Origin of the sequence: Luteipulveratus flavus (assembly GCF_029439465.1) — a bacterium.
Taxonomy (GTDB): domain Bacteria; phylum Actinomycetota; class Actinomycetes; order Actinomycetales; family Dermatophilaceae; genus Luteipulveratus; species Luteipulveratus flavus.
In genome coordinates, this window is sequence record NZ_JAROAV010000021.1 from 135,160 (window position 1) to 159,355 (window position 24,196).

The 24,196-nt window shown below is 72.2% G+C and carries 23 protein-coding genes and 2 pseudogenes; 20 read left to right on the top strand and 5 right to left on the bottom strand.

Annotated elements, in window-relative coordinates:
• Window positions 1-87 precede the first annotated feature (87 nt).
• Window positions 88-753: an alpha/beta fold hydrolase gene (locus P4R38_RS06080; protein WP_277191452.1), complete on the top strand. Its 666-nt coding sequence runs from the start codon at window positions 88-90 to the stop codon at window positions 751-753.
• Window positions 754-861: 108 nt separating this feature from the next.
• Here P4R38_RS06080 and aceB read toward each other — a convergent pair whose 3' ends face one another.
• Entirely contained in the window at window positions 862-2,541 is a 1,680-nt protein-coding gene (gene aceB / locus P4R38_RS06085; protein ID WP_277191453.1) for a malate synthase A, read from the bottom strand.
• A 149-nt stretch (window positions 2,542-2,690) separates the two neighbouring features.
• Entirely contained in the window at window positions 2,691-4,010 is a 1,320-nt protein-coding gene (gene aceA / locus P4R38_RS06090; RefSeq protein WP_277191454.1) for an isocitrate lyase, read from the bottom strand.
• Window positions 4,011-4,222: 212 nt separating this feature from the next.
• On the opposite strand from aceA, the gene P4R38_RS06095 reads away from it, so the two are divergent.
• A complete protein-coding gene (locus P4R38_RS06095; protein ID WP_277191455.1) occupies window positions 4,223-5,746 on the top strand; it encodes a helix-turn-helix domain-containing protein in 1,524 nt (507 codons plus the stop codon).
• Window positions 5,747-5,780: 34 nt separating this feature from the next.
• On the opposite strand, the gene P4R38_RS06100 is transcribed toward P4R38_RS06095, so the two are convergent.
• Window positions 5,781-6,263, bottom strand: coding sequence for a DUF4395 domain-containing protein (locus P4R38_RS06100; RefSeq protein ID WP_277191456.1), 483 nt, complete (start codon window positions 6,261-6,263; stop codon window positions 5,781-5,783).
• A gap of 331 nt (window positions 6,264-6,594) precedes the next feature.
• Here P4R38_RS06100 and rpsP point away from each other — a divergent pair.
• The 16 genes and pseudogenes from rpsP to P4R38_RS06175 form a co-directional block, all read left to right on the top strand.
• Window positions 6,595-7,035 (top strand): annotated as a pseudogene (gene rpsP / locus P4R38_RS06105) (30S ribosomal protein S16); the annotation flags it as partial.
• A gap of 111 nt (window positions 7,036-7,146) precedes the next feature.
• A pseudogene (locus P4R38_RS20145) lies at window positions 7,147-7,290 on the top strand (sunset domain-containing protein); the annotation flags it as partial.
• A gap of 3 nt (window positions 7,291-7,293) precedes the next feature.
• Window positions 7,294-7,536 (top strand): RNA-binding protein, encoded by a 243-nt coding sequence (locus P4R38_RS06110; RefSeq protein WP_275240801.1) that lies wholly within the window; start codon window positions 7,294-7,296, stop codon window positions 7,534-7,536.
• Window positions 7,537-7,634: 98 nt separating this feature from the next.
• Window positions 7,635-8,144, top strand: a complete 510-nt coding sequence (gene rimM / locus P4R38_RS06115) for a ribosome maturation factor RimM (protein ID WP_277191458.1) — start codon at window positions 7,635-7,637, stop codon at window positions 8,142-8,144.
• Between the two features lie 4 nt (window positions 8,145-8,148).
• Entirely contained in the window at window positions 8,149-9,324 is a 1,176-nt protein-coding gene (gene trmD / locus P4R38_RS06120) for a tRNA (guanosine(37)-N1)-methyltransferase TrmD (protein ID WP_277191459.1), read from the top strand.
• Between the two features lie 254 nt (window positions 9,325-9,578).
• Window positions 9,579-9,941 (top strand): 50S ribosomal protein L19, encoded by a 363-nt coding sequence (gene rplS / locus P4R38_RS06125; RefSeq protein ID WP_275240808.1) that lies wholly within the window; start codon window positions 9,579-9,581, stop codon window positions 9,939-9,941.
• Window positions 9,942-9,985: 44 nt separating this feature from the next.
• On the top strand, window positions 9,986-10,693 hold the full coding sequence (lepB, locus tag P4R38_RS06130) for a signal peptidase I (RefSeq protein WP_409201238.1): 708 nt from the start codon (window positions 9,986-9,988) through the stop codon (window positions 10,691-10,693).
• A 200-nt stretch (window positions 10,694-10,893) separates the two neighbouring features.
• Window positions 10,894-11,973, top strand: a complete 1,080-nt coding sequence (lepB, locus tag P4R38_RS06135) for a signal peptidase I (RefSeq protein WP_346770744.1) — start codon at window positions 10,894-10,896, stop codon at window positions 11,971-11,973.
• The gene (gene lepB / locus P4R38_RS06140) at window positions 11,970-12,827 is read left to right on the top strand and encodes a signal peptidase I (protein ID WP_277191460.1); all 858 of its coding nucleotides are present in this window, start codon (window positions 11,970-11,972) and stop codon (window positions 12,825-12,827) included. The genes lepB (P4R38_RS06135) and lepB (P4R38_RS06140) overlap by 4 nt, the downstream gene beginning before the upstream one ends.
• On the top strand, window positions 12,824-13,600 hold the full coding sequence (locus P4R38_RS06145; protein ID WP_277191461.1) for a ribonuclease HII: 777 nt from the start codon (window positions 12,824-12,826) through the stop codon (window positions 13,598-13,600). Before lepB (P4R38_RS06140) ends, P4R38_RS06145 begins: the two co-directional genes overlap by 4 nt.
• Complete coding sequence (locus tag P4R38_RS06150; RefSeq protein WP_275240811.1) at window positions 13,597-13,920, top strand: DUF2469 domain-containing protein; 324 nt, start codon at window positions 13,597-13,599, stop codon at window positions 13,918-13,920. The genes P4R38_RS06145 and P4R38_RS06150 overlap by 4 nt, the downstream gene beginning before the upstream one ends.
• A gap of 106 nt (window positions 13,921-14,026) precedes the next feature.
• The gene (locus P4R38_RS06155; protein WP_277191462.1) at window positions 14,027-14,413 is read left to right on the top strand and encodes a YraN family protein; all 387 of its coding nucleotides are present in this window, start codon (window positions 14,027-14,029) and stop codon (window positions 14,411-14,413) included.
• Complete coding sequence (locus P4R38_RS06160; RefSeq protein ID WP_277191463.1) at window positions 14,410-15,945, top strand: YifB family Mg chelatase-like AAA ATPase; 1,536 nt, start codon at window positions 14,410-14,412, stop codon at window positions 15,943-15,945. Before P4R38_RS06155 ends, P4R38_RS06160 begins: the two co-directional genes overlap by 4 nt.
• Entirely contained in the window at window positions 15,942-17,108 is a 1,167-nt protein-coding gene (gene dprA, locus P4R38_RS06165) for a DNA-processing protein DprA (protein WP_277191464.1), read from the top strand. Before P4R38_RS06160 ends, dprA begins: the two co-directional genes overlap by 4 nt.
• 9 nt (window positions 17,109-17,117) lie before the next feature.
• A complete protein-coding gene (locus P4R38_RS06170; RefSeq protein ID WP_277191465.1) occupies window positions 17,118-18,017 on the top strand; it encodes a tyrosine recombinase XerC in 900 nt (299 codons plus the stop codon).
• Between the two features lie 21 nt (window positions 18,018-18,038).
• Window positions 18,039-20,366: a DUF3152 domain-containing protein gene (locus P4R38_RS06175; RefSeq protein WP_277191466.1), complete on the top strand. Its 2,328-nt coding sequence runs from the start codon at window positions 18,039-18,041 to the stop codon at window positions 20,364-20,366.
• A gap of 4 nt (window positions 20,367-20,370) precedes the next feature.
• On the opposite strand, the gene P4R38_RS06180 is transcribed toward P4R38_RS06175, so the two are convergent.
• On the bottom strand, window positions 20,371-20,874 hold the full coding sequence (locus P4R38_RS06180; RefSeq protein ID WP_277191467.1) for a M23 family metallopeptidase: 504 nt from the start codon (window positions 20,872-20,874) through the stop codon (window positions 20,371-20,373).
• A gap of 160 nt (window positions 20,875-21,034) precedes the next feature.
• Here P4R38_RS06180 and P4R38_RS06185 point away from each other — a divergent pair, with 160 nt between their 5' ends.
• Window positions 21,035-21,874 carry a DUF3152 domain-containing protein gene (locus tag P4R38_RS06185; protein ID WP_277191468.1) on the top strand — a complete coding sequence of 280 codons (840 nt, stop codon included), beginning with the start codon at window positions 21,035-21,037 and terminating at the stop codon, window positions 21,872-21,874.
• Window positions 21,875-21,888: 14 nt separating this feature from the next.
• Here the strand turns inward: P4R38_RS06185 and P4R38_RS06190 are convergent, their stop codons facing one another.
• Window positions 21,889-23,046, bottom strand: coding sequence for a pyridoxal phosphate-dependent aminotransferase (locus tag P4R38_RS06190; RefSeq protein WP_277191469.1), 1,158 nt, complete (start codon window positions 23,044-23,046; stop codon window positions 21,889-21,891).
• 281 nt (window positions 23,047-23,327) lie between these two features.
• Between P4R38_RS06190 and rpsB the strand changes: the two genes are divergently transcribed.
• A partial coding sequence (gene rpsB / locus P4R38_RS06195) for a 30S ribosomal protein S2 (protein WP_277191471.1) occupies window positions 23,328-24,196 on the top strand: 869 nt, incomplete at its 3' end.

Consider the following 24,196-nt stretch of genomic DNA (forward strand, 5'->3'; position numbering starts at 1 on the left):
TGTCAGGAGCGGATGGGAGTATCGGCGCCTGTGAGAAGGCTCATCTTCCCTGCCCCTCGTCCGACGCCCATGCCTGCGGGAGTCGAGATGGTCGAGCACGCCGGCGGCGTCGCATCGATCGCCCGGACCGCCGATCCCGCGGCCCCGACCGTCGTGTACCTGCACGGGAACGGGTCGGACCTGACCACGGTGCATCCACTCGCGGATCTGCTGCGAGGCCAGGGCGTGACGTTCGTGGCGGTGGAGTACCCCGGGTACGGCCGGATGGCCGACCGGCCGGCGACCGAGACCGGCATCTACGACACCGTGGACGCGATGCTGCACCACCTGTCCGCCGCCCACGACATCTGCCGGCCGGTGCTGGTGGGAGAGTCGCTCGGCTCGGCGGTGGCGACGGAGATGGCCGTCCGCGGACACGGCGAGCGGCTCGTCCTCATCTCGGCCTTCACCTCGATGCTCGCGATGTTCCGCCGCCGGGCGCCCGGGTACCCGAAGCTGCTGCTGCGCGACCGGTTCGACACGCTGGCCAAGATCGAGGCAGTGACCCTCCCGACCCTGCTGATCCATGGTTCCGCCGACGTGCTCGTACCACCGCGCATGAGCCTGCAGCTGGCCAGCCGGCTGACCCAGGTCCAGCGCGTCGTGGTCCCCGGGCGCGGGCACAGCAACCTATGGGAGGCACCGAGCCGGACCCTGCAGCTGGTGGCTCGCCACGCGCACGCCGGCGAGCCCGAGGAGGTCACCGCGGACTGACCGGCCGCCGAGGATCCAGGCCGCCCGCACGCACAGCGAACCCCGTCTGTCCGGCACTCCATGGAGGGCCGGACAGACGGGGTTCGCCAGGTGCGACGGGTGCTCGGGTCAGGCGGCGCCCTGCCCGGCAGCGGCGGTCGCCGGAACCCGCTCGGACTGGCGCAGGTCCTGCGGGTTCAGCGGGCCCTTCATCCGCAGCGGTCGGTCGGTGAGGTAGCGGACGTACCCGTAGTTGGTGAAGAACCCGGGCAGGTACTCCTCCAGCGCGACCTGGGTGAGGATGTCGCGCGCTGCCTCGTAGCGCGCCACCTGCACGTCGTCCTGGCCCTGGGTGAGGCGGGTCATCTCCTCCTCGATCACCCGCTCGACCAGCTCGCGCGTCACCTGCGGCCCCTCGGCCAGCTGCGAGCGGTGGTGCACCCACTGCCACAGCTGCGCGCGGGAGATCTCCACGGTCGCGGCGTCCTCCATCAGGTGCTCGATGGCGACCGCTCCCGTCCCGCCGACCCAGGCGGCCAGGTAGCGCAGGGCCACGGTCACGTTGGTCCGGACGCCCTGGAGGCTGATGGTCTGCTGGATGCCATCGAGGGAGAGCAGGTCCCGGGCGGTGATGTCGGAGACCCGGTTCACGTCACGCTGGCAGGTCCGCTCGCCGAGCACGGTCGCGTACGCCTTCAGGCAGGTGTCGACCACCGCCGGGTGCGCGACCCACGAGCCGTCGAAGCCCTCGGCGGCCTCGCGCTCCTTCTCCGCGCGCACCTGCGACATGGCGCGGTGCCGGCTCTCCTCGTCCTGGCGGGTCGGGTTGACCGCCGCCGGGCCGCCGATCGCGTGCGCGCCGCGCTTGTGGCAGGTCGCCACCAGCAGCCGGGTGTACGCACGCATGAACGGCGTGGTCATCGTGACCCGGTCGCGGTCGGGGAGCACGAACTCGTCGCCGCGCTGGGCGAAGGTGCGGATGTAGCTGAAGATGTAGTCCCACCGGCCGGCGTTCAGCCCGGAGCAGTGGTCCCGCAGCTCGTACAGGATCTCGTCCATCTCGAACGCCGCGGTCAGCGTCTCGATCAGCACCGTCGCGCGGATCGTGCCCTGGGGGATGCCGAGCAGGTCCTGGGCCATGACGAACACGTCGTTCCACAGGCGGGCCTCGGCGTGCGACTCGATCTTCGGCAAGTAGAAGTACGGGCCGGCGCCGCTGTCGATGAGCGTCCGGGCGTTGTGGAAGAAGTAGAGGCCGAAGTCGACCAGGCTGGCCGAGATCGGACGCCCGTCGATGGCGATGTGCTTCTCGCACAGGTGCCAGCCGCGGGGCCGCATGATGATCGTCGGAGGGTTGAGCCGGCCGTGCTCGGTCTCACCGTCCTCGTCGGTGTACTCCAGCTGGTCGCGCGCGGCGTCGTAGAGGTTCACCTGGCCGGTGATGACGTTCTCCCACGCGGGGGCGGTGGCGTCCTCCAGGTCGGCGAGCCAGACCTGGGCGCCGGAGCGCAGCGCGTGCACGCCCATCTTGCGGGTGGCCGGCGAGACCAGCTCGCAGCGGCGGTCGGTCAGACCCGGGCCGGGAGCGGCCACCGTCCAGCTGGGGTCGTTGCGGATGCGCGAGGTCTCGGGCAGGAAGTCCAGCTTCTCGCCGGCGCTGATCCGCCGGGCGCGGTCGCGCCGGTCCTGGAGCAGCTCGGCCCGTCGTCCGGCGAACGCACCGTCGAGTGCGGCGACGAACGCCACCGCCTCGGGGGTCAGGATCGTCTCGAAACGCGGGTGCAGGGTGCCGCGGATGGTCGTGGTCATGATCGTCCTCCTTCGGTTGCGTTCGTCGGTGCGGTGTCGGTGATGCGTGCTGGGTGATGGAAAGAACCTGGGCCCCCGCGGCCGGAGCCAGGTGACCGCGGGGACCCAGGTGGTACTGCGTCGGAGGCTCCCTCAGGAGCCGGGTCCGACTAGAACTGAGCCGACTCCGTCGAGCCCTTCAGCGCCGTGGTGGAGCTGTTCGGGTCGATCGCGGTGGCGACGGCGTCGAAGTAGCCGGCGCCGACCTCGCGCTGGTGCTTGGTCGCGGTGTAGCCGCGGTCCTCGCTGGCGAACTCGCGCTCCTGCAGCTCGACGTAGGCGGCCATCTGCTCGCGGGCGTACCCGTGGGCCAGGTCGAACATCGAGTAGTTGAGGGCGTGGAAGCCGGCCAGGGTGATGAACTGGAACTTGAAGCCCATCGCGCCGAGCTCGTTCTGGAACTTCGCGATCGTCGCGTCGTCCAGGTGCTTCTTCCAGTTGAACGACGGCGAGCAGTTGTACGCCAGCATCTGGTCGGGGAACTCGGCCTTGACCGCCTCGGCGAACTGGCGGGCCAGCTCGAGGTCGGGGGTGCCGGTCTCCATCCAGATGAGGTCGGCGTACGGCGCGTACGCCTTGGCCCGGGCGATGCACGGCTCGATGCCGTTCTTCACCTTGTAGAAGCCCTCGGCGGTGCGCTCACCGGTGATGAACGGCTTGTCGCGGTCGTCCACGTCGGTCGTGATCAGCGTCGCGGCCTCGGCGTCGGTGCGGGCGATGATCAGCGACGGCACGTCCGAGACGTCGGCGGCCAGGCGCGCGGCGTTCAGGGTGCGCACGTGCTGCTGCGTCGGGATGAGCACCTTGCCACCGAGGTGGCCGCACTTCTTCTCGGACGCGAGCTGGTCCTCCCAGTGCACGCCCGAGGCACCGGAGGCGATCATCGACTTCATCAGCTCGTAGGCGTTCAGGACGCCACCGAAACCGGCCTCGGCGTCGGCGACGATCGGCACGACCCACTCGTCGACGGACTTCTTGCCCTCGGAGTACTCGATCTGGTCGGCGCGCAGGAGCGCGTTGTTGATGCGGCGCACCACGGCCGGCACGGAGTTGGCCGGGTAGATCGACTGGTCGGGGTAGGTCTGGCCAGAGAGGTTGGCGTCACCGGCGACCTGCCAGCCGGAGAGGTAGATGGCCTTGAGGCCGGCCTTGACCTGCTGGACGGCCTGGTTGCCGGTCAGCGCGCCGAGCGCGTTGACGTAGTCCTCGGTGTGCAGCTTGGTCCACAGCTGCTCGGCGCCACGACGGGCGAGGGTGAACTCCTCCTGGACGCTGCCGCGCAGCTTGACGACGTCGGCCGCGGAGTAGGTGCGCTCGATGCCCTTCCAGCGCTCGTTGGTGTCCCAGTCCTTCTGGATCTCGGCCGCCGCGGTGGAGCGCGGGTCCAGGCCCTGCTCGTTCAGCTCGGTCTCGTTCACGGTGGAGGTCATGGCTCCGCGTCAGTCCTTTCGAGCCCGGCGAGATCGCCGGGTCTGCCATTCGATGTCTCGTCCGCCGGACCGTCACCGGTTCGGCGTGGGCACCACTCTGACCGACGTTTACGCGGAAGTAGGTACACCTGCACCGTAAAGATCGACGCTTTTTCTTCTCATGTGCCGAAATGGCCTGCCTTTCACTCCGCGACCGGGCAGACTCTCGTGTCATGAACCGCGCTTCTTCTCCCACGGCGTCCGCACCGGTCGGTCGTCTGACCACTCCTCGCGCGGCCGTCCCGGTCGAGGAGAGCCGCAAGCCCGCGCCCGACGCGCTGACCATCGGGCGGCGGTTGCGGCACGTGCGGCAGGAGTCCGGTCAGACACTCGGCGACGTCGCGCAGACGGTGGGCATGTCGGCCTCGGCCCTGTCGCTGATCGAGAACGGCAAGCGCGAGCCGCGGCTCTCCGTCCTGACCGCGCTCGCCGAGGCGCTGGGCACGCCGCTGGCCGAGCTGCTCGCCACCGCGCCGCCGACGCGTCGAGCGGCCCTGGAGATCCGCCTCGAGCGGGCCCAGCGCGCCGACTCCTACCATCAGCTCGGGCTGCCGGCCGTCAAGATCGGGCCGCGGCTGCCGATGGAGGCCCTCGAGGCGCTGGTCGGGATGCACGAGGCGATGGCCTCGGTCCAGGCCGAGCGCGCGGCCACCCCGGAGCACGCGCGGATGGCCAACGCCGAGCTGCGGATGAGGATGCGCGCGGCGGACAACTACTTCGGCGAGATCGAGGGGATGGCGGCCGAGCTGCTCACCGCGATCAAGCACCCCGGCGGCCCCATCAGCCGCGCGGCCGTCGACCGGCTGGCCGGCCACCTGGGGTACAGCCTGGTCCACACCTCCGACATGCCCGGCTCGACGCGCACGGTCACCGACATGACCCACAAGCGCGTCTACCTCCCGCAGCCGGAGGCGGGCCAGCACGACTCACGGTCCCTGGCCCTGCAGGCGATCGGCCACCTCGTCCTGGGCCACCAGGTGCCGGCCGACTACGCCGAGTTCCTGTCCCAGCGCGTGGAGATCAACTACTTCGCCGCCGCCCTGCTGATGCCCGAGCAGGACGTCGTGCCGCGCCTGCAGGACGCCAAGCAGGCCAAGGACATCGCCATCGAGGACCTGCGCGACGCGTTCGCGGTGTCGTACGAGACGGCTGCACACCGCTTCACCAACCTCGCCACGCGGCACCTGGACATCCCGGTCCACTTCATGCGCATCTCCCGCGAGGGCGTCATCTACAAGGCGTACGAGAACGACGGCGTGAGCTTCCCCCGGGACGCGACCGGTGCGATCGAGGGCCAGCGGGTGTGCCGGCAGTGGACCGCGCGCCGGGTGTTCGAGCAGCCCGACCTGAGCCAGGCGTTCCAGGCGTACACGGACACGCGTTCGGGGACGTACTGGTGCACCGCCGTGGTGGACCGGACGTCCGACGGGCTCTTCTCGGTCAACGTCGGCGTGCCGTACCAGTCGGTGAAGTGGATGCGCGGACGCGAGACCACGCACCGCTCCCAGTCGCGCTGCCCCGACCCGAGCTGCTGCCACCAGCCGCCGGCGGAGCTCGCCGAGCGCTGGACGGGCCACGCCTGGCCCAGCGCCCGGGCGCACTCCCACCTGCTGGCCGCGATGCCGCCCGGGGTCTTCCCCGGCGTCGACGACACGGAGGTCTACACCTTCCTGGAGCGGCACGCCCCGACCGGCTGAGGGCCGGCGGCCCGGAGCTGCGGCGGCTCGCCGCTCAGGCGGGCTGGCGCAGCCGGATGTCGTTGCAGGCCGCGCAGGTCTCCTGCGGGATGACGCCCAGTCGCATCAGCTGACCGAAGGCGAAGCAGCCGGCGCAGAACCCCAGGACCGACTCCAGGGTGGCGAAGACCACCAGCACCGCGGTCAGCGCGAGCGCGAGGGTGGTCCAGCCGAACGCCAGTCCGCCGACCGCGGCGACGGTCGTGAGGGCGGCGCCGATGCCCTGGGCGAACCGCTTGGGTGGGCCGGGCGTAGGGCGCGGCGTCCCGAGGCGGGGAGCGATCACCCGCATCGCGAGCGCGCCGAGCGGACTCAGGCGTGGACCCGTGAGGACGCGGGCGACGAAGCCGTACGCGAGCGGGACGAGCAGCCAGAACCACCCCGTGGCCAGGATCAGGGCCCCGGTGAGTGCGACGCCGGCGGCCACCGTCCGCGCGGCCTTCTCGTTGACGGGGTCGGGGAAGCTCAGCAGTGTCATGCGGACGAGCATAGATAACCCCACGTGATGCAACCCATCACCATCCACGATGCAGATGCCTGCCGACTGCGCGTGTCCTGCGCGGTGCAACGATGCATATCCGCAGGACACGCGCACTCGGCCGGTCGAGGCGCGGCGTCGTGACCCGCGTCGGGCTGGAAGCGCTCGATTCGGAGCGAGCGGGTGAGGTCTGGCACACTGGACGGCGTACCCGTACGCCTGGAGCCCTCTACCTCCCTGCGGCACGTCTACCCCCCGAGCCACGGCTCCCCGCGTGTTCCCCACCCGGTCTCGCCGTGCTCACCTGACACAGAAACAGGAGACAGACCACGTGTCCGTCAAGATTCGTCTGAAGCGTCTCGGCAAGATCCGCACCCCGCAGTACCGCGTCGTCGTCATGGACGCGCGTACCAAGCGCGACGGTCGCGCGATCGAGGAGATCGGCAAGTACCACCCCAAGGAGGAGCCGAGCCTCATCGAGATCGACTCCGAGCGTGCGCAGTACTGGCTGGGTGTCGGCGCGCAGCCGACCGAGCAGGTCGCCGCGCTGCTGAAGGTCACCGGTGACTGGCAGAAGTTCAAGGGCGAGCCGGGCGCCGAGGGCACCCTGAAGACCGCCGCCCCGAAGCCGGACAAGAAGGCTCTGTACGAGGCCGCGCTGGCCGCGTCGCAGAACGCCGGCGACGGCGAGAGCAAGGGTGGCGCGACCACCGCCCGCAAGAAGGCCGAGAAGAAGACCGAGGCTCCGGCGGCCGAGAAGAAGACCGAGGCCCCGGCCGAGAAGCCGGCCGCTGCGGCCGCGACCGACGGTGGCTTCGGTGCCGACTCCGCCGCTCCGCTCGAGGACGGCTCGGCGCCCGAGGGCTTCACCGTCAAGGGCAACAAGGACTCGATGAAGTACCACGTCGCGGGTTCGCAGTGGTACGACGCCACGGTGGCCGAGGTCTGGTTCAAGACCGCCGAGGCCGCGGCCGCGGCCGGTTTCGAGCCCGCCGGTGGCGCGGACGCTCAGAAGGTCGAGGCCTGATCCGTGCTCGAGGAGGCCCTGGAGCATCTGGTCAAGGGCATCGTCGACCACGACGGCGACGTGCAGGTGCGTCGCAAGGACAACCGCCGCGGTGAGCTGCTCGAGGTCCGGGTCCACCCCGACGACCTCGGTCGCGTGATCGGCCGTTCCGGCCGCACGGCGTCGGCCCTGCGCACCGTCGTGTCGGCCCTCGCGGGCGGCAAGAACGTCCGGGTCGACATCGTCGACACCGACCGCGTGCGCTGAGCCGTCACGACACCGCATCGACAGCGGCACCTCGGGACCCCGGGGTGCCGCTGTCGTGTGCCTGATGCCCCACACCCACACCTGAGAGGATGCCGGCCATGGATGACGTCGTGGTGGCGCGGATCGGTAAGCCGCACGGACTCAAGGGCGAGGTCACCGTGCAGGTGCACACCGACTCGCCGGGTGAGCGTTTCGTGACGGGCGCCGTCTTCGCGACCGAGCCGGCCGCTGCCGGTCCGCTCACCCTGCGAAGCGCCCGGTGGCACAACGGGATCCAGCTGCTCGCGTTCGAGCAGGCCCTGGACCGGACGGCGGCCGAGGCCCTGCGTGGCACTCGCCTGCTCTCCTCGGCCGACGCCGAGACGGAGGACGACGCCTGGTACGAGGACGACCTGGTCGGCCTGGCGGTCGTCGCGCCGGACGGGACGGCCCTGGGCTCGGTCGTCGCGCTGCACCCCCGACCCGTGCAGGACCTCCTGGAGATCGAGAAGACCGGCGGCGGCACGGCGTACGTGCCGTTCGTCGAGGAGATCGTGCCCGAGGTCGACGTGGACGCCGGCCGTGTCGTCGTCGACGCTCCGCCCGGTCTGCTGGACCTGGACGGCTGAGCCGATGCGCCTGGACGTCGTCTCGATCTTCCCCGAGTACCTCGCACCGCTGGACCTGTCGCTGATCGGCAAGGCGCGGCGGGACGGCCTGCTGGGCCTGCACGTGCACGACCTGCGCGACTTCACCCACGACCGCCACCGCACCGTCGACGACACGCCGTACGGCGGTGGCGCCGGGATGGTGATGAAGCCGGAGCCGTGGGGCGAGGCGCTGGATCACATTGCGGGACAGGGTGATTCGCGGCCCACGCTGATCGTGCCCGGTCCGGGAGGGACGCCGTTCACCCAGGCCATGGCCCGGGAGCTGGCGCAGCAGGACTGGCTGGTCTTCGCGTGCGGACGCTACGAGGGCATCGACGAGCGCGTGTACGAACACGCGCGGTCGGCGTACGACGTGCGGGTCGTGTCTCTCGGCGACTACGTGCTCAACGGCGGCGAGGTCGCGGTGCTGGCGATCGTCGAGGCGGTGGCGCGGCTGCTGCCCGGCGTGATCGGCAACGCCGCGTCGCTGGTGGAGGAGTCGCACGAGGACGGCCTGCTGGAGTACCCGGTCTACACCAAGCCCGCGCAGTGGGACGGACGCGCCGTCCCGGACGTCCTGCTGTCCGGGGACCACGGGCGGATCGCGCGGTGGCGGCACGAGCAGCGGCTGACGCGGACGGCCGCGCGTCGTCCCGACCTGCTGCACGCCAGCGCCACCCTGCGCGGTGACGACCTGCCTGGCGAGCTCGTCCCGGCCACACCGGGCGACGTCGGCGAGCTGCTCACGATGACCCACGCGTGCTGGCTCAAGGAGACCCTGGCCAACCGCACCTTCGACATCCCGGCGGTCCACGAGACGGTCGAGACCCTCAGCGCGTCGCTGGCGGAGTGGCAGACGTACGTGCTGCGCGCGCAGGGTCGCCTCGTCGGTTCGGTGCGCGGTCGGCTGGACGGCGACGTATGGGAGATCGGCCGCCTGATGGTGGCGCCGGATCTGCGGGGGCGCGGGCTCGGGCGTGCGCTGCTGAGCCGCATCGAGGCGGTGGCCCCGCAGGCGGCGCGGTCGTACAGCCTGATCACCGGTGCGGCGTCGGCCGACAACCAGCGGATGTACAAGAAGGCCGGCTACCGCGCCGGACCGAGCCCGATCGAGGGGACCGTCCTGCTCACCAAGCGCCGCCCCGGACGATCGACCTGACATCACGTGCAGTCGTGCACGTGATGGGGAATGATCGTCAGGATTTCCGGTACGCCGCGGGCTTCTGGCAGACTTGACGCTCGCGTCCCGTACCGGTTCGGCCCCCGCCGCAGGGGGAGTGACCTGTCGGGGTGACCGCCTCCGCGTGAGGTGGGCTCCCGACGCCCGTCATGCGGCCGACTCACAAGGGCGAGGACGCACCACCTCACGACGAGACGGTGGCGGCCTGTGGCGCCCCAAGGAAGAAGCACCAGATGCAGAAGTTCGACGCGATCGACGCTGCCAGCCTGCGCGACGACGTCCCGGCGTTCCGTGCCGGCGACACCCTGAACGTCCACGTGAAGGTCATCGAGGGCACCCGCTCGCGTGTCCAGGTCTTCAAGGGCGTCGTCATCCGCCGGCACGGCGCCGGCATCGGCGAGACCTTCACGGTCCGCAAGGTCTCCTTCGGTGTCGGCGTGGAGCGCACCTTCCCGGTGCACACCCCGGTGATCGACAAGATCGAGGTCGTCACCCGTGGTGACGTCCGCCGCGCCAAGCTGTACTACCTGCGCGAGCTGCGCGGTAAGGCCGCCAAGATCAAGGAGAAGCGTGAGACCCCGGCCGCCAAGGCCTGAGCCTCCCGACAGCTCACAGCATCGGCGGCTAGTCTCGCCGCACGATGACCGAGCACGCGGCGCCACAGCGCGCATCCGACGATGGCGTGGACTCCCCGGAGCCCACGCCATCGTCGCGTGTCCGGCGTCGTTGGCCCCTGTGGGTGCTGGCGTTCCTGGCTCTGGTGACGCTCACGCGCGGTCTGCTCGTCGAGACGTTCTCGGTCCCCTCGGGGTCGATGCAGCCCACGCTGTCCGCGGGCGATCGCATCGTGGTCTGGAAGCCTGCGGCCGACGAGGTCCGCCGCGGCGACGTGATCGTCTTCGACGGCACGGGCACCTTCGGCCCGCGTCGGGGCGCGTCGGAGCCGGGCGGTCTCGCCGCGGTGGTCCGGTCGGTCGGGGACGCGTTCGGATTCCGCAGCGGCCAGTCCGACTACGTCAAGCGCGTGATCGGCGTCGGCGGCGACCGCGTCCGGATGGACGAGCGGGGCCGGGTGTTCGTCAACGGCCTCGCGCTCAGCGAGCCGTACGCCGACACCCGCGCAGCGGGGCCCGCGTTCGACATCCAGGTCCCGCCCGGTCGGCTGTGGGTGATGGGCGACCACCGGGGCGACTCCGACGACTCCCGCGGACACCTCGGTGACCCCGGCGGCGGCACCGTTCGGGTCGATGACGTCGTGGGCACGGTCGTCGGGCGATACTGGCCGCTGAACGAGCTCGGAGGCGTGTCCTCCGCAGCACCGCGCGAGGACCCGGGGGCCGATCGATGACGGAGGGCGAGGAGTCCGAGGCCGGCGGCGGCCGGCTGCGTCGACTGCCCCCACCCGGAGCCGGTCGCAGCGCTCCTGACCCGGACCGGGACGGGGTCCGGAGTGCGCCTCCTGGAGCACACGCTCTGCCGCGCCGCAGGCGTGGACCGACGCAGAGCGCCTCGTCGCGCGCGCCTGCTCCACGGCCCGCCGCCGACCCGATGGACCGTCGCGACCACGACCCGGTGCGGGACGACGTCACCAGAGCGATCCCGCGGTGGGACCCCGCTCGCGACACCGCCACCGTCCCGGTCTCGCGCGAGGCCATCGAGGCGCTCGGCGGCCTGCGCGCCACGGACACCGCGCACCCTCTCCCGATGCCGCGCTCTCGCGCGGCCCTGGACCCGTCGCTGGTCCGGCCGGGTGCGCCCGGCCGAGCGGGCGTGGCAGCGCCTCCCCGCGGACCGGCCGCCGACCCCGACGAGACGGCGGAGTACGCCACGGGCCGGCCGGCCGCGTACGAGCGGAACGGCGCGCCCGTCGTGCGCCGCACCCCGACGGCCCCGACGACCGGCGCGACGCGTGAGGAGGCGGCCGCTGAGCCCGACGAGGAGGACGAGAAGGAGGACGAGGAGCAGCCGAAGCATGGCAAGCTCTACTCCTCCGTCCGCGAGCTGCTGATCGTCGCGGTCATCGCACTCACCCTGTCGCTGGTCGTCAAGACCTTCCTGATGCAGCCGTTCTGGATCCCGTCCGGCTCGATGAACAACACGCTCATCCGCGGCGACCGCGTCGTGGTCAGCAAGCTCACTCCCGGCCCGTTCGACCTCAAGCGCGGCGACGTCGTGGTCTTCAAGGACCCCGACAACTGGCTGGAGGAGACGCCGTCACGGCCCGGGCCGGTGGTACGCGCCCTGGAGTTCGTCGGGCTCTACCCGGCGGGGGACAACCACCTGATCAAGCGGGTCATCGGGCTACCGGGCGACCACGTGGTGTGCTGCGACCGGCAGGGCCGCCTCACCGTCAACGGCGTCGCCATCGACGAGCCGTACGTCTTCGACGGCGACGCGCCGAGCGAGGCGAGGTTCGACATCCGGGTGCCCGACGGGAAGGTGTGGGTGATGGGCGACCACCGCTCGGACTCCTCCGACTCCCGGTTCCACGACGACGGCAAGGGCGAGACGGGATCCGTCCCGGTGAAGGACATCACCGGGCGCGCCGTTGCGGTCGTCTGGCCGGTTGGCAGGATGGAATGGCTCAGCGACTATCCCGACACATTCGACAAGGTGCCCACTTCGTGACTGACGAACCCACCGGCCGCCCCGCCGAGCCGACCCAGGACCCGGGCGACCACGCGCGCGAGGACTCCCGCTCCCGGACCGACCCGGTGGCCGATCCGGCACGCGGCGCCGAGCCGTCGCGCGCCGCCGAGCCCTCGGCAGCCGACGACCCGGACGAGGGCGGCGCGCGGGCGGCCCGGCGCCGGCCGCCGACCCTGCTGCACCGGCTCAGCGAGTACGCCGTGGTCGCCGTGATCGCGATCGTGCTCGCCTTCCTGGTCAAGACCTTCCTGGTGCAGCCGTTCTGGATCCCCTCGGAGTCGATGGAGGACACCCTCATCACCGGCGACCGCATCGTCGTCAACAAGCTGCCCGGCAGCTCGGACGGCCTGCAGCGCGGGGACGTCGTGGTGTTCGAGGACCCCGACCACTGGCTGGGCGAGACGCCGGAGCAGGGCGGCGTGGGCGGCACCGTCAAGAAGGGTCTGCAGTTCGTCGGCCTCTACCCCGCGGGCGACCAGCACCTGGTGAAGCGCATCATCGGCCTGCCCGGGGACCGGATCGTCTGCTGCGACCAGCAGGGACGCCTGACCGTCAACGGCGCCTCGATCACCGAGCCCTACGTCCGCGCCGGCCAGAAGCCGAGCAACGAACGCTTCGAGATCACCGTCCCGCCTGGCAGGCTGTGGCTGATGGGTGACAACCGGGCGTTCTCCTTCGACTCCCGCGGCCACGACCAGGGCAGCGGCGGCCGGCTGGGCTCGGTGCCGGAGTCCGCGGTGACCGGCAAGGCGGTGGCGGTCGTGTGGCCGCTCGGCCGTCTCGGCGGGGTGACCTCCCACCACGACGTGTTCGCGAAGGTTCCCGCGCCGTGACCAGCCGCCGCCCGAGCCTGCGCGTGGAGCGTGCTCTCCTGCGGGAGGGTCACCGCCTGCTGGCCGGGATGGACGAGGTCGGGCGTGGCGCGCTCGCCGGGCCGGTGTCGGTCGGGGTCGTCGTGATCGACGAGTCGACCCGGACGGTGCCGCAGGGAGTGAAGGACTCCAAGCTGCTCAGCCAGCAGGCTCGCGAGCGGATGGTGCCGAAGGTGCGTCGCTGGGCGGTCGACCACGCCGTCGGTCACGCCTCGGCGGCGGAGATCGACGAGCTCGGGATCATGGCCTGCCTCCGGCTCGCCGGTACGCGTGCGCTGGCCGGGCTGAGCGTCGTACCCGACCTCGTCATCCTCGACGGCAACCACGACTGGCTGACCGACCCCTCGCGAGCGGGCCTGCTCGGACTCGTCGGCGACGGTCCGGCGACCCCCCCGGTCACGACGATGATCAAGGCCGACCTGCGCTGCTCCTCGGTCGCGGCGGCCAGCGTCCTGGCCAAGGTCGAGCGGGACGGGATCATCACCGGGTACGGCGAGCAGTACCCCGTCTACGGCTGGGCGGGGAACAAGGGGTATTCCGCGCCCGATCACCTGGCGGCCCTGGACGAGCACGGGTCGTGCGAGCTGCACCGCCGTTCCTGGCGCCGGTTCGCCCAGGAAGGGATCACCGCCCAGCAGGCAGAGGGTCTGGCCGCCGAGGTCGGCGCGGTGGCCGCGATCGAGGAGGTCGAGGGGGAGACGGTGCTGGTCGAGGTGGTGGAGGAGCTCGCATGAGCGCTGAGGACCTGGAGAAGTACGAGACCGAGCAGGAGCTGCAGCTCTACCGCGAGTACCGCGATGTCGTCGGGCTGTTCACGCACGTGGTGGAGACCGAGCGCCGGTTCTACCTGTGCAACGACGTCGACGTGCAGGTACGCGGCGAGGGTGGCGACGTCTACTTCGACGTCCGGCTCAACGACGCCTGGGTGTGGGACGTCTACCGGCCCGCTCGGTTCGTGAAGAACGTCCGGGTGATCACCTTCAAGGACGTCAACGTCGAGGAGATCGCCAAGGCGGACATCGAGTTCCCCAAGGGCGAGAGCTTCCCGCGCTGAGCGGATCCACATCCCCGGACCCGGGGTGGGCGCCGTCCACAGCGCCACGGTTCGCCGTGGTCGGGCGGGCAGCGCCCGGCCATCCTCCTGAGCAGGAGGTGGTCCGATGGCGACCCAGACGGGGTCCGGCGCGCCGCGACAGGCGGTCGGTCGGTACGGCGAGGCCGTGGCAGCGAGGTTCCTGCAGGACAAGGGCCTGCAGGTGCTCGACCGCAACTGGCGGTGCGCTGCGGGGGAGATCGACATCGTCGCCTACGACGAGGCGTCCCGATGCGTGGTGATCGTGGAGGTGAAGACCCGGCGGTCGAGCACCTACGGCTCGCCTGTGGAGGCGGTCACCTGGTCGAAGGCCACGCGCCTGCGGCGGCTGGCGGCGGCGTGGCTGCACGCCAACGACGCTCATCCCGATGCCGTCCGGATCGACGTCATCGGAGTGGTCCGGCCACCACGGGGCGCCGCGCAGATCACCCACCTGCAGGACGTCGCGCCATGACCCTCGGACGGACCAGGTCGGTCGCGGTGACCGGCATCGACGGGACGCTCGTCGCGGTGGAGGCCGACGTCGCGAGCGGGCTGCCGGCGTTCACGGTCAGTGGCCTTCCGGACACCGCGTGCGCGCAGTCCCCGGACCGGGTCCGGGCCGCCGCGAGCAACTGCGGCCTGGCGCTGCCGCGACAACGGATCACGGTCAACCTCTCGCCGGCCTCGCTGCCGAAGCAAGGGGCCGGCTTCGACCTCGCGATCGCCGTCGCGGTCCTCGCTGCCGGCGGCACGGTGCCGACGGACGTCGTCGCGGACGTGGTGCACCTGGGTGAGCTGGGTCTGGACGGGACGGTGCGGCCGGTGCACGGCGTCCTGCCCGCGGTGCTCGCCGCCGTCGACGCCGGTGCACGGACCGTGGTCGTGCCGCTGGAGAACGCCGCCGAGGCCGCGCTGGTCGAGGAGGTCGACGTGGTGCCGGTCCGTCGGCTGGACGAGCTCGTCGCCCGGTACGTCGCCATTGCTCGTGGCGCGGCGGTGAGCGACCCCGAGCCGCCCGTCTCGACGTCCGGGCCGTCCGGCGCCGCACCGGACCTGGCCGACGTCGCGGGTCAGCCCGAGGCGCGGTTCGCCCTGGAGGTCGCCGCGGCCGGCGGACACCACATCGCCATGACCGGGCCACCGGGCGCCGGGAAGACGATGATCGCCGAACGGTTGCCCGGCCTGCTTCCGGCGCTGTCCAGGGCGGAGGCGTTGCAGGTGACGGCCATCCACTCGGTGCTCGGGGCGTTGCCCGACGCGGTGCTGGTGGACCGGCCGCCGTTCGTCTCTCCGCACCACGGTGCGTCCATGGCGGCGATCATCGGCGGCGGCTCCGGGCGGGTCCGTCCCGGGGCGGTGTCACGAGCCTGCTGCGGAGTCCTGTTCCTCGACGAGGCGCCGGAGTTCCGGCGGGACGTCCTGGATGCGCTGCGTCAGCCGTTGGAGTCGGGCCGGGTGAGCATCGCTCGGGCCGACCGCAACGTGAGCTATCCCGCGCGGTTCCAGCTCGTCCTAGCGGCCAATCCCTGCCCGTGCGGCCGTGCGTACGGCAAGGGCACCGGGTGCGTGTGCTCGCCAAGGATGCGACGGGCCTACCTCGCGCGGCTGTCCGGACCTCTGCTGGACCGGGTGGACCTCCAGCTGACGGTGCACCCGGTCACGAAGGCGGCGCTGCGCGCCGGGCCGGGGGAGTCTTCGGCCGCTGTCGCCGAGCGGGTCGCGCTCGCACGGGCGCGGCAGGAGCAGCGGTGGGCGGGCCACCCGTGGCGGCTCAACAGCCACGTGCCCGGACCGGTCCTGCGGTCGGGTGCCTGGCGGCTGGACCGGCGCACCACCGACCAGCTCGACCGTGCGCTGGAGCGCGGAGGACTCACGCTGCGCGGGTACGACCGTGTGCTGCGCATCGCGTGGAGCCTGGCCGACCTGGCGGACCTGGACCGACCCGGCTCGGCACAGCTGATGCAGGCCCTGTGCCTGCGCTCGCAGACGGCGGAGGCGGCATGAGCGCCGACGCGCCAGTCGTCGACCCGCTCGCTGCTGAGCGGCGGGCTCGCGTGAGCTGGGCCCGCCTGGTCGAGCCCAGGGACGCCACGGCCGCGGCTCTCGTGGCCGAGCACGGGCACGTCGAGGCACTGGCCATGCTCCGCCGCGGGGCCGCGACGCTCGGTCGGGCCGCTACCGAGCGCCTGCACGGTCTCGACCTCGAGCGGGAGTGGCGAGCCACCGCCCGCTCGGGTGCACGGGTCGTCGTGCCCGGTGACGCCGAGTGGCCGACCGGTCTCGACGACCTCGCGATCCCGCCGCACTGCCTGTGGGTGCGAGGGACAGGTGACCTCGCCGCGCTCACCCTCCGCAGCGTCGCCGTCGTGGGAGCACGAAGCGCGACGGCGTACGGCGAGCGGGTGGCGGCCGAGCTCGGTGCCGGCCTCGCGGAGCGGGGATTCACCATCGTCTCCGGTGCCGCCTTCGGCATCGACGCGGCGGCTCATCGAGGCGCGCTGGCCGTGGACGGCAGGACGGTCGCCGCTCTGGCGTGCGGGGTCGACCGCGCGTACCCGTCGGCGCACGCCGACCTGCTGGCGGAGATCCGGGAGGGCGGGGTCGTCGTCAGTGAGGTCCCACCGGGCTCGGCGCCGATCCGGCCGCGGTTCCTGGCCCGCAACCGCCTGATCGCGGCGATGACCCGCGGCACCGTCGTCGTCGAGGCCGGGCTGCGATCCGGCTCGCTCAGCACGGCTCGACGCGCCATCGACTGCGGCCGCCCGGTCGGTGCGGTGCCCGGCCCGGTGACGTCGGTGACCAGCGCCGGCACGAACCAGCTCATCCGGGAGCACCAAGCCGAGCTGGTGAGCGACACCGCGGAGGTCGCCGAGCTGGTCGGGGACATCGGCGTGGACCTCGCGCCCGTGCGGCGCGGGGACGCACGCCCCGAGGACGCCCTGCGGGAGCAGCCTCGGCAGGTCTGGGAGGCGCTGCCTCGTCACGGAGGCATGCCGGCAGAGCAGGCCGGCGTCCTGGCCCGGCTCACGCCCGCCGAGGTGCTTGCCGCGCTCGGCGAGCTCGAGCTCGTCGGGATGGCCGAGCGACACGGTCGCGGGTGGCGCAAGACGACGCTGGTCGACGACACGCGGGAGGGTGCGGTGCCGTCGTCGGACGTGGCTGGTTAGCGTCGGGCCGTGGACCGTGCGCCGTTCGACGACTTCGACAGACACCTGCGATCCGAGCGGGGACGGTCGGAGCACACCGTGCGCGCCTACCGGGGCGACCTGGAAGCCCTTGCGGCGTTCCTGGACGAGCACGAGACCACCGAGTGGTCCCAGGTGCGGCTCGGCGACCTGCGCTCGTGGCTGGCCTCGATGGACGGCGGCGGCGCCGCGCGAGGCACGATCGCGCGCCGGGCGGCATCGGCCCGCGCCTACTTCCGCTGGGCGGCACGGACGGGCGTCATCGACCAGGACCCGTCCCTGCGGCTGCAGTCCCCGCGGCGGACCCGGGCCCTTCCCGGGGTGCTGAAGCAGGACGAGGCGCGAGCGCTGATGGACGTCGCAGCGGTCGCGGCCGACGACTCGGACCCGGTGCACCGCCGCGACGCCGCGGTGCTGGAGCTGCTGTACGCCACCGGGATCCGCGTCAGTGAGCTGACCGGGCTGGACATCGACGACGTCGACCTGGGTGAGCGGGTCGCCAGGGTCGTCGGCAAGGGGGACAAGGAGCGCTCGGTGCCGTTCGGCGTGCCCGCCGCACGCGCGCTGGAGTCGTGGCTCGCCGTTCGACCGCTGCTGGTGATCGAGGGCAGCGGAGCGGCGCTCTTCCTCGGCCGACGGGGGCGCCGGATGGACGTGCGTCAGGTACGGACCGTCGTGCACCGGCTGCTCGCCCACGTGGCCGACGCCCCGGACCTCGGTCCGCATGGTCTTCGTCACACTGCGGCCACGCATCTGCTCGAGGGAGGCGCGGACCTGCGCCAGGTCCAGGAGATTCTGGGCCACGCGAGCCTGTCCACCACGCAGATCTACACCCACGTCTCGACCGACCGGCTCAGAAGATCGTTCCGGCAGGCCCATCCGCGCGCCTGAGTTCCTCTAGAGTTTTGACCCGTGAGTGACGCCTGGAGGAGCCCCGACCCAGGTGGCCCTCGGGGCTCCGACGGTGACAGCACGGTCTTTCCGGCTCCGGGTGAGAAGACCGTCGCGCAGGGTCTTCGTCCGGTCGTGCTCCGCGCAGGTGCGGCGTCGTACGCCGGCGCTCGCTCGCTCGTCGGCGACCTGCAGCTGGGCGAGCCGTGGGAGGTGCGCTCGGCCGGGCTGTCCCGACGGATCGGCACCCGGCTCACCATCCCGACCACCGGCCGAGCCCTGAGCGTCGCGCGACCGCTGGCCGAGGCGATGCGCCTCGCGGCCGCGCCGCCGGCCGAGGTGGATCCGAGCACGCCACCGCACCCCGAGCCCACGAACCCGGCTGGGTCGTCCTCGTACCGCTGGTTCGAGCCGACCGGCGGCGGCGGCCAGCACGACGCGAGCGGGCACCGCCCGCAGCAGTCGCCCCCGGAACGCCAGGAGCCGGAGCCCACCGGCTGGCCGAGCCCGGGCGTCGCCGTCACCCGCTTCGCTCAGCTGCCCCGGACCACGGGCACCTCCACGCCCGCTCTCCCGGACCGGCCAGCCGTGACGGCCTCGGGCGCGTCGGTGGCATCTCGGGTGAAGCCGGTCGGTCGCGGCGCCGTCAGTGGGGAGTCTCACCGACCGAGCGCCTCTCCGACGTCCGAACGCGTTCCGGACTCGACGGCCATGGCGCCGCAACGAGACTCGGTCGTCGCCGACGACCAGCCGACCTCGGTCGTGCCCGTTCGCACCGCGCGCGACCTGGATCCCGACCTGACGTCGGTGGCTCCGTCCCTCGGCGGAGCCACGACGGACCCACCGGCCCCCGGCGTCACGCGTCACGGCCGACTCCCCACCGCTCCCGAACGCGCCGCGGGAGTCCAGCCCCGTGCCGACCGTACGAGTGCCGCGCCGTCGGCGCGGTCGGCGCCGGCTGCGCCGGAGCCCCTCCCGGACCCCGTGCCCATCTCGACGCAGGTGACGCGGCGGAGCACTCCCACGGCGACGAGCGTTCCGAGCCTGTCCTCCTACTCCATCGTCGCGCCGTGGGGCGCCTTTCCGACGCTGGGTGACAGCGAGCGGGCGGCACGGGCGCGGGACGGGGCGGACGGCCGGAGCGACGCCGTACGGACCGAGCCGGCACGACGCTCTGCCCTGGGTCGGCGTGCTGACAGTGCGCGGGCTGCTGCGGTGGGCTCCTCACGGCTGGGCGGGCTCCCCTCGGCACCGCCCGAGAAGCCGGCGGCTGAGTCGTCGGAACCGGCTCGTCGCGACCCGGCCCGTCCCGACCCAGCCGCTCCCGACCCGGCTCGTCCTGACCCGGTTCGTCCTGACCCGCCTCGTCCTGAGGCGGCCGCGGCGGACGCCGGGGACGAGACCGACTTCACCCAGATCTACCAACCGCGTCGACCCGCGCCGCGGCTGCGGCCGCCCGGCGGTCACGTCGGCAACGACGACCGCCGCGCCGAGGCGGTCGCCTCCGATGACGAGGCGAGTGACGGGGGACGCGTGGACGACGCCAAGCCCTGGGCAGCCGAGCCCCCGGCGACGGATGAGGAGGAGCAGCGCGACGGCGAGGCGCTGTACTTCGTCCCGGACGACGAGCGCGACGGCGCGCACACGGGCTGGGCTCGTGGCCTGATCGCCGGGGCGCTCGTGGCCACGGTCGCCGGCGTCGGCGCATTCATCGCGCTCAACGGCAAGCCGGCCACCCCACCGAACCCGGCTCCGAGCGCGTCGGGTTCGAGGAGCGCGACGCTGCCGCCTGCGAGCACCGGTGCCAAGCCCGGAGTCCTCGCCGCGGTCGTGGTGCCGGGCAGCGACACTCCCAGCAGCACCCGTGCCGTGACCTACGCGCTCGAGGTCGAGAGCGGCGCCGGCGTGAGTGCGACCGATGTCGCTCGCAAGGTCGGGGACGTCCTGAGGGACTCGCGCGGCTGGCAGGGGCTCGGCGAGATCCACTTCGAGCAGGTGACTCCCGATCGGCTGCGGGCCGGGGTCAAGCCCGAGGTCCGTATCGTCGTCGCGGGGTCCGCCACCGCGGCACGGTTGTGTGCGCCGACCGCTCTTGAAGGCGGCTCGACCTGTGCGACCGGCAGCACGGCGGTCATCGACGCGAACGGCTGGCAGCGCACCGCGGCGACCTACCAGGGTGATCCGGACGGCTTCCGCACCTACCTGATCAATCACGCGATCGGCCACGTCCTGGGCCGGGCCCATGCTCCCTGCCCCAGCGACGGCGCTCGCGCTCTTGTCATGACCCCGCAGATCGACGACCTGCAGGGTTGCAAGCCGTGGCCGTGGCCGCTCGCCCCCGACAGCTGACGGATCAGCCCACCGGCAGCAGGACCGGTCGACGAGCACCGAGCAGCAGCAACGGATCTCGGTACTCGTCCGGACCGGTGACCAGCCCCCAGTGGAGGCAGGTGGCCGGGGCGCAGTGACTGGCTGCGGTGTCCAGCCGCCCGATCGTCGTCCCGGCCCCGACAGCGGTGCCTCGCGCGACGCGGTCGATCAGAGGCTCGTAGGTCGTCCGCCATCCGCCGGCGTGCTCGACGGAGACCACCCCGCGGCCAGCAACCACCCCGGAGAAGACGACGCGACCCGACCCCGCTGCGAGGACGACCGACCCGGCGCCGCCCTCGAGGTCGACGCCGCGGTGACCCGGCAGCCAGGGTTTTGGCGGCGGCTCGAACCGCCGGACGACCGCGGGCGGCGGACTGAGGGGCCAGACGTACCCGTGCGCCGGTGCAGGCGCGCTGTCGGTCGTGCCGCCCAGGCCGGCAGCGGCGACCCCGGCAGCGAGCAGCGTCGACCAGTCGAAGGAAGCCATGCGTCGACTCTGAGGGCGCGCTCGACTCCTGGCGCGCGGCGCATCCGCCGGTGTGGACGACGGGCCAGGCGCGGGCGGGGATGTGGACCGTCCGACACGACGCGTGCCCCGCCGCCCACGTCCCACGCCTGCGCGAGCGCCATTCCTAGACTGCCGAGGCATGACCTCGAGGTCCGCGCAGGCGAGTCAGGACGGCGAGCGGCGTGTGGCCGACTCCGGGCTTCGAGCGCGTCGTGCGATCGCCGCGGCGGCGGTGGTTCTGGCGGTCGGCAGCGCGGTCCTCGGCCTCCTGCACGACGATCCCGCCTCCGCCGAGCCGCGCCACCGGCCTGAGGCGGCGAGGCCCTCGAGTCCGTCAGCAGCGCGCCCGAGCCCCTCGTCGAGCGGGTCCGGTGCTCGGCGAGCAGCCGCCGCGAGCCCCACCTCCGGCACGCCCACGACGTCGGTCCCCGACCGCGGCGACGGCCGCCTCACCCCGGTGCTGGTCCCGGGAGCCGACTCGCGTACGCAGGGCCGTGCGGTGACGTACGCGCTGGAGATCGAGGGCGGTCTCGGCGCGGACACCCAGCAGGTCGCCCGCACGGTGGGTGAGGTCCTGCGCGACCCGCGCGGGTGGCAGGCGCAGGACAAGGTCCGGTTCGTCCAGGTGACGCCGCAGCAGCGCAGCGAAGGGACGCACGTCGACGTGACGATCTCGCTGGTGAGTCCGTCGCGGGTGGACCAGATGTGCGCTCCGCTGCAGACCGGCGGTCTGTGGTCGTGCGCCAACAAGGACCACGCGGTGCTCAACTACCGGCGCTGGGCCGAGGCGACGCCCACGTACGGCGGCAAGGTCGACCCGTACCGCGTCTACCAGATCAACCACGAGGTCGGCCACGAGCTGGGGCACCCGCACGCGGAGTGTCCGGGCGCCGGGCGCCCGGCGCCGGTGATGCTGCAGCAGTCGATGGGCCTCGGCGGCTGCGTGCCGAACGCCTTCCCGACGGTCACGCGCGGCTGAGGCGCGGCGGAGCGTCAGGAGGAGAGGGCGCCCAGCCGTCGGACCGCCTCGTGCAGCACGTCGTCCTGCTTGCAGAAGGCGAAGCGCACCAGCGTGCGCGCGGCGTCCTCGTCGTCGTGGAACACCGAGACCGGCACACCCACGACGCCGCATCGCTCGGGCAGCTCCCAGCAGAAGTCGACGGCGTCCGAGGCGCCCAGCGGGGCGGCGTCGGCGATGACGAAGTAGGTGCCGGACGGCCGGCTGACCCGCAGGCCCGCTCGCTCGAGGCCGGTGACGAGCAGGTCCCGCTTGGCGGACAGCGACGCGGCGAACCCCTCGAAGTAGCCGTCGTCGAGCCCGAGGCCGTGGGCGATGGCGGGCTGGAACGGGCCGCTGCCGACGTAGGTGAGGAACTGCTTGACGGTGCGGCAGGCCGCCACCAGCTCGGCCGGCCCGGTCAGCCAGCCGACCTTCCAGCCCGTCGTGGAGAACGTCTTGCCGCCGGAGCTGATCGTGATCGTGCGCTCGGCCATCCCAGGCAGCGTCGCGACCGGGATGTGCTGCGCACCGTCGAAGGTGAGGTGCTCGTACACCTCGTCGGTGACGACGTACGCGTCGTGCTCGCGGGCCAGGGAGCAGACGAGCTCCAGCTCCTCGCGGGTGAAGACCTTGCCGGTCGGGTTGTGCGGCGTGTTGAGCAGCACGAGCCGGGTCCGGTCGCTGAAGGCCGCCCGCAGCGACGCCTCGTCGACGGCGAAGTCGGGGAAGCGCAGCACGCTGGTACGTCGGGTCGCGCCGGCCAGGGCGATCGTCGCGGCGTAGGAGTCGTAGTAGGGCTCGAACGTGACGACCTCGTCGCCGGGCTCGCACAGGGCGAGGATGGCGGCGGCGATGGCCTCGGTGGCGCCGACCGTCACCAGGACCTGGGTGTCGGGGTCGAGGTGGATGCCGTAGAACCGCTGCTGGTGGGCGGCGACGGCCTCGCGCAGCACGGGGAGCCCGGTGGGCGGCGGGTACTGGTTGAGGCCGGACGCGATGGCCTCCCGGGCGGCGTCCAGCACCGGCTGCGGTCCGTCGGTGTCGGGGAACCCCTGTCCGAGGTTGATCGCTCCGGTGCGGACCGCGAGCGCCGACATCTCGCCGAAGATCGTCGCGCCGAACCCGTGCATGCGTGTGACCAGGCCTGCCATGGCGCGATCGTAGGGGAGCGGGACCGGCCTGATTTCCGCGGGAGGACGCCGATCCCGTATCCTGAATGCACGACTCGTGTGTCCACGTCCCCAGGGCCGGGCCAGGCGGGTCGAATTCGCGCGTTCTTCTCCGGCCGCCTTTGCCGGGGTGCGTCCCCCACAGTCCGTGACGGTCCGGCCGGCCACCACGGGAGGGACGGGCCAGGACGCCAGGCTTCACGACCGCCACCGGGTGGGCGTGAGAACAACTGGGAAACACTCACGAAAGGCAGACCGCCACCATGGCCGTCGTCACCATGCGCCAGCTCCTCGAGAGCGGCGTCCACTTCGGACACCAGACCCGTCGCTGGAACCCGAAGATGAAGCGCTTCATCATGACCGAGCGCAACGGTATCTACATCATCGACCTGCAGCAGTCGCTGACCTACCTCGCCGACGCGTTCGAGTTCATCAAGCAGACCGTGGCCCACGGCGGCACGATCCTGTTCGTCGGCACCAAGAAGCAGGCGCAGGAGTCCATCGCCGAGCAGGCCATGCGCGTCGGCATGCCGTACGTCAACCACCGCTGGCTCGGTGGCATGCTCACCAACTTCAACACCGTCAGCAAGCGTCTCGCCCGGCTCAAGGAGCTCGAGGAGATCGACTACGACGACGTCGCCGGCTCGGGCCGCACCAAGAAGGAGCTCTTGGTGATGAAGCGCGAGAAGGACAAGCTCGAGCGCAGCCTCGGCGGTATCCGCGACATGGCCAAGGTGCCCTCGGCCGTCTGGGTCGTCGACACCAAGAAGGAGCACCTCGCCGTCACCGAGGCGCGCAAGCTCAACATCCCGGTCATCGCGATCCTGGACACCAACTGCGACCCCGACGAGGTCGACTACAAGATCCCGGGCAACGACGACGCCATCCGCTCGGTCACGCTGCTGACCCGCGTGGTCGCCGACGCCGTCGCCGAGGGCCTCATCTCCCGCTCGTCCGGCAAGTCCGGCGAGTCGACCGAGGGCGCCGCCGAGCCGATGGCCGAGTGGGAGCGCGAGCTGCTCGGCTCCGACTCGACCGAGGCTTCGACCACCGAGGCTCCGGCCGCGGACGCCGCGACCACCGAGGCTCCGGCCACGGACGCCGCGACCACCGAGGCTCCGGCCGCGGACGC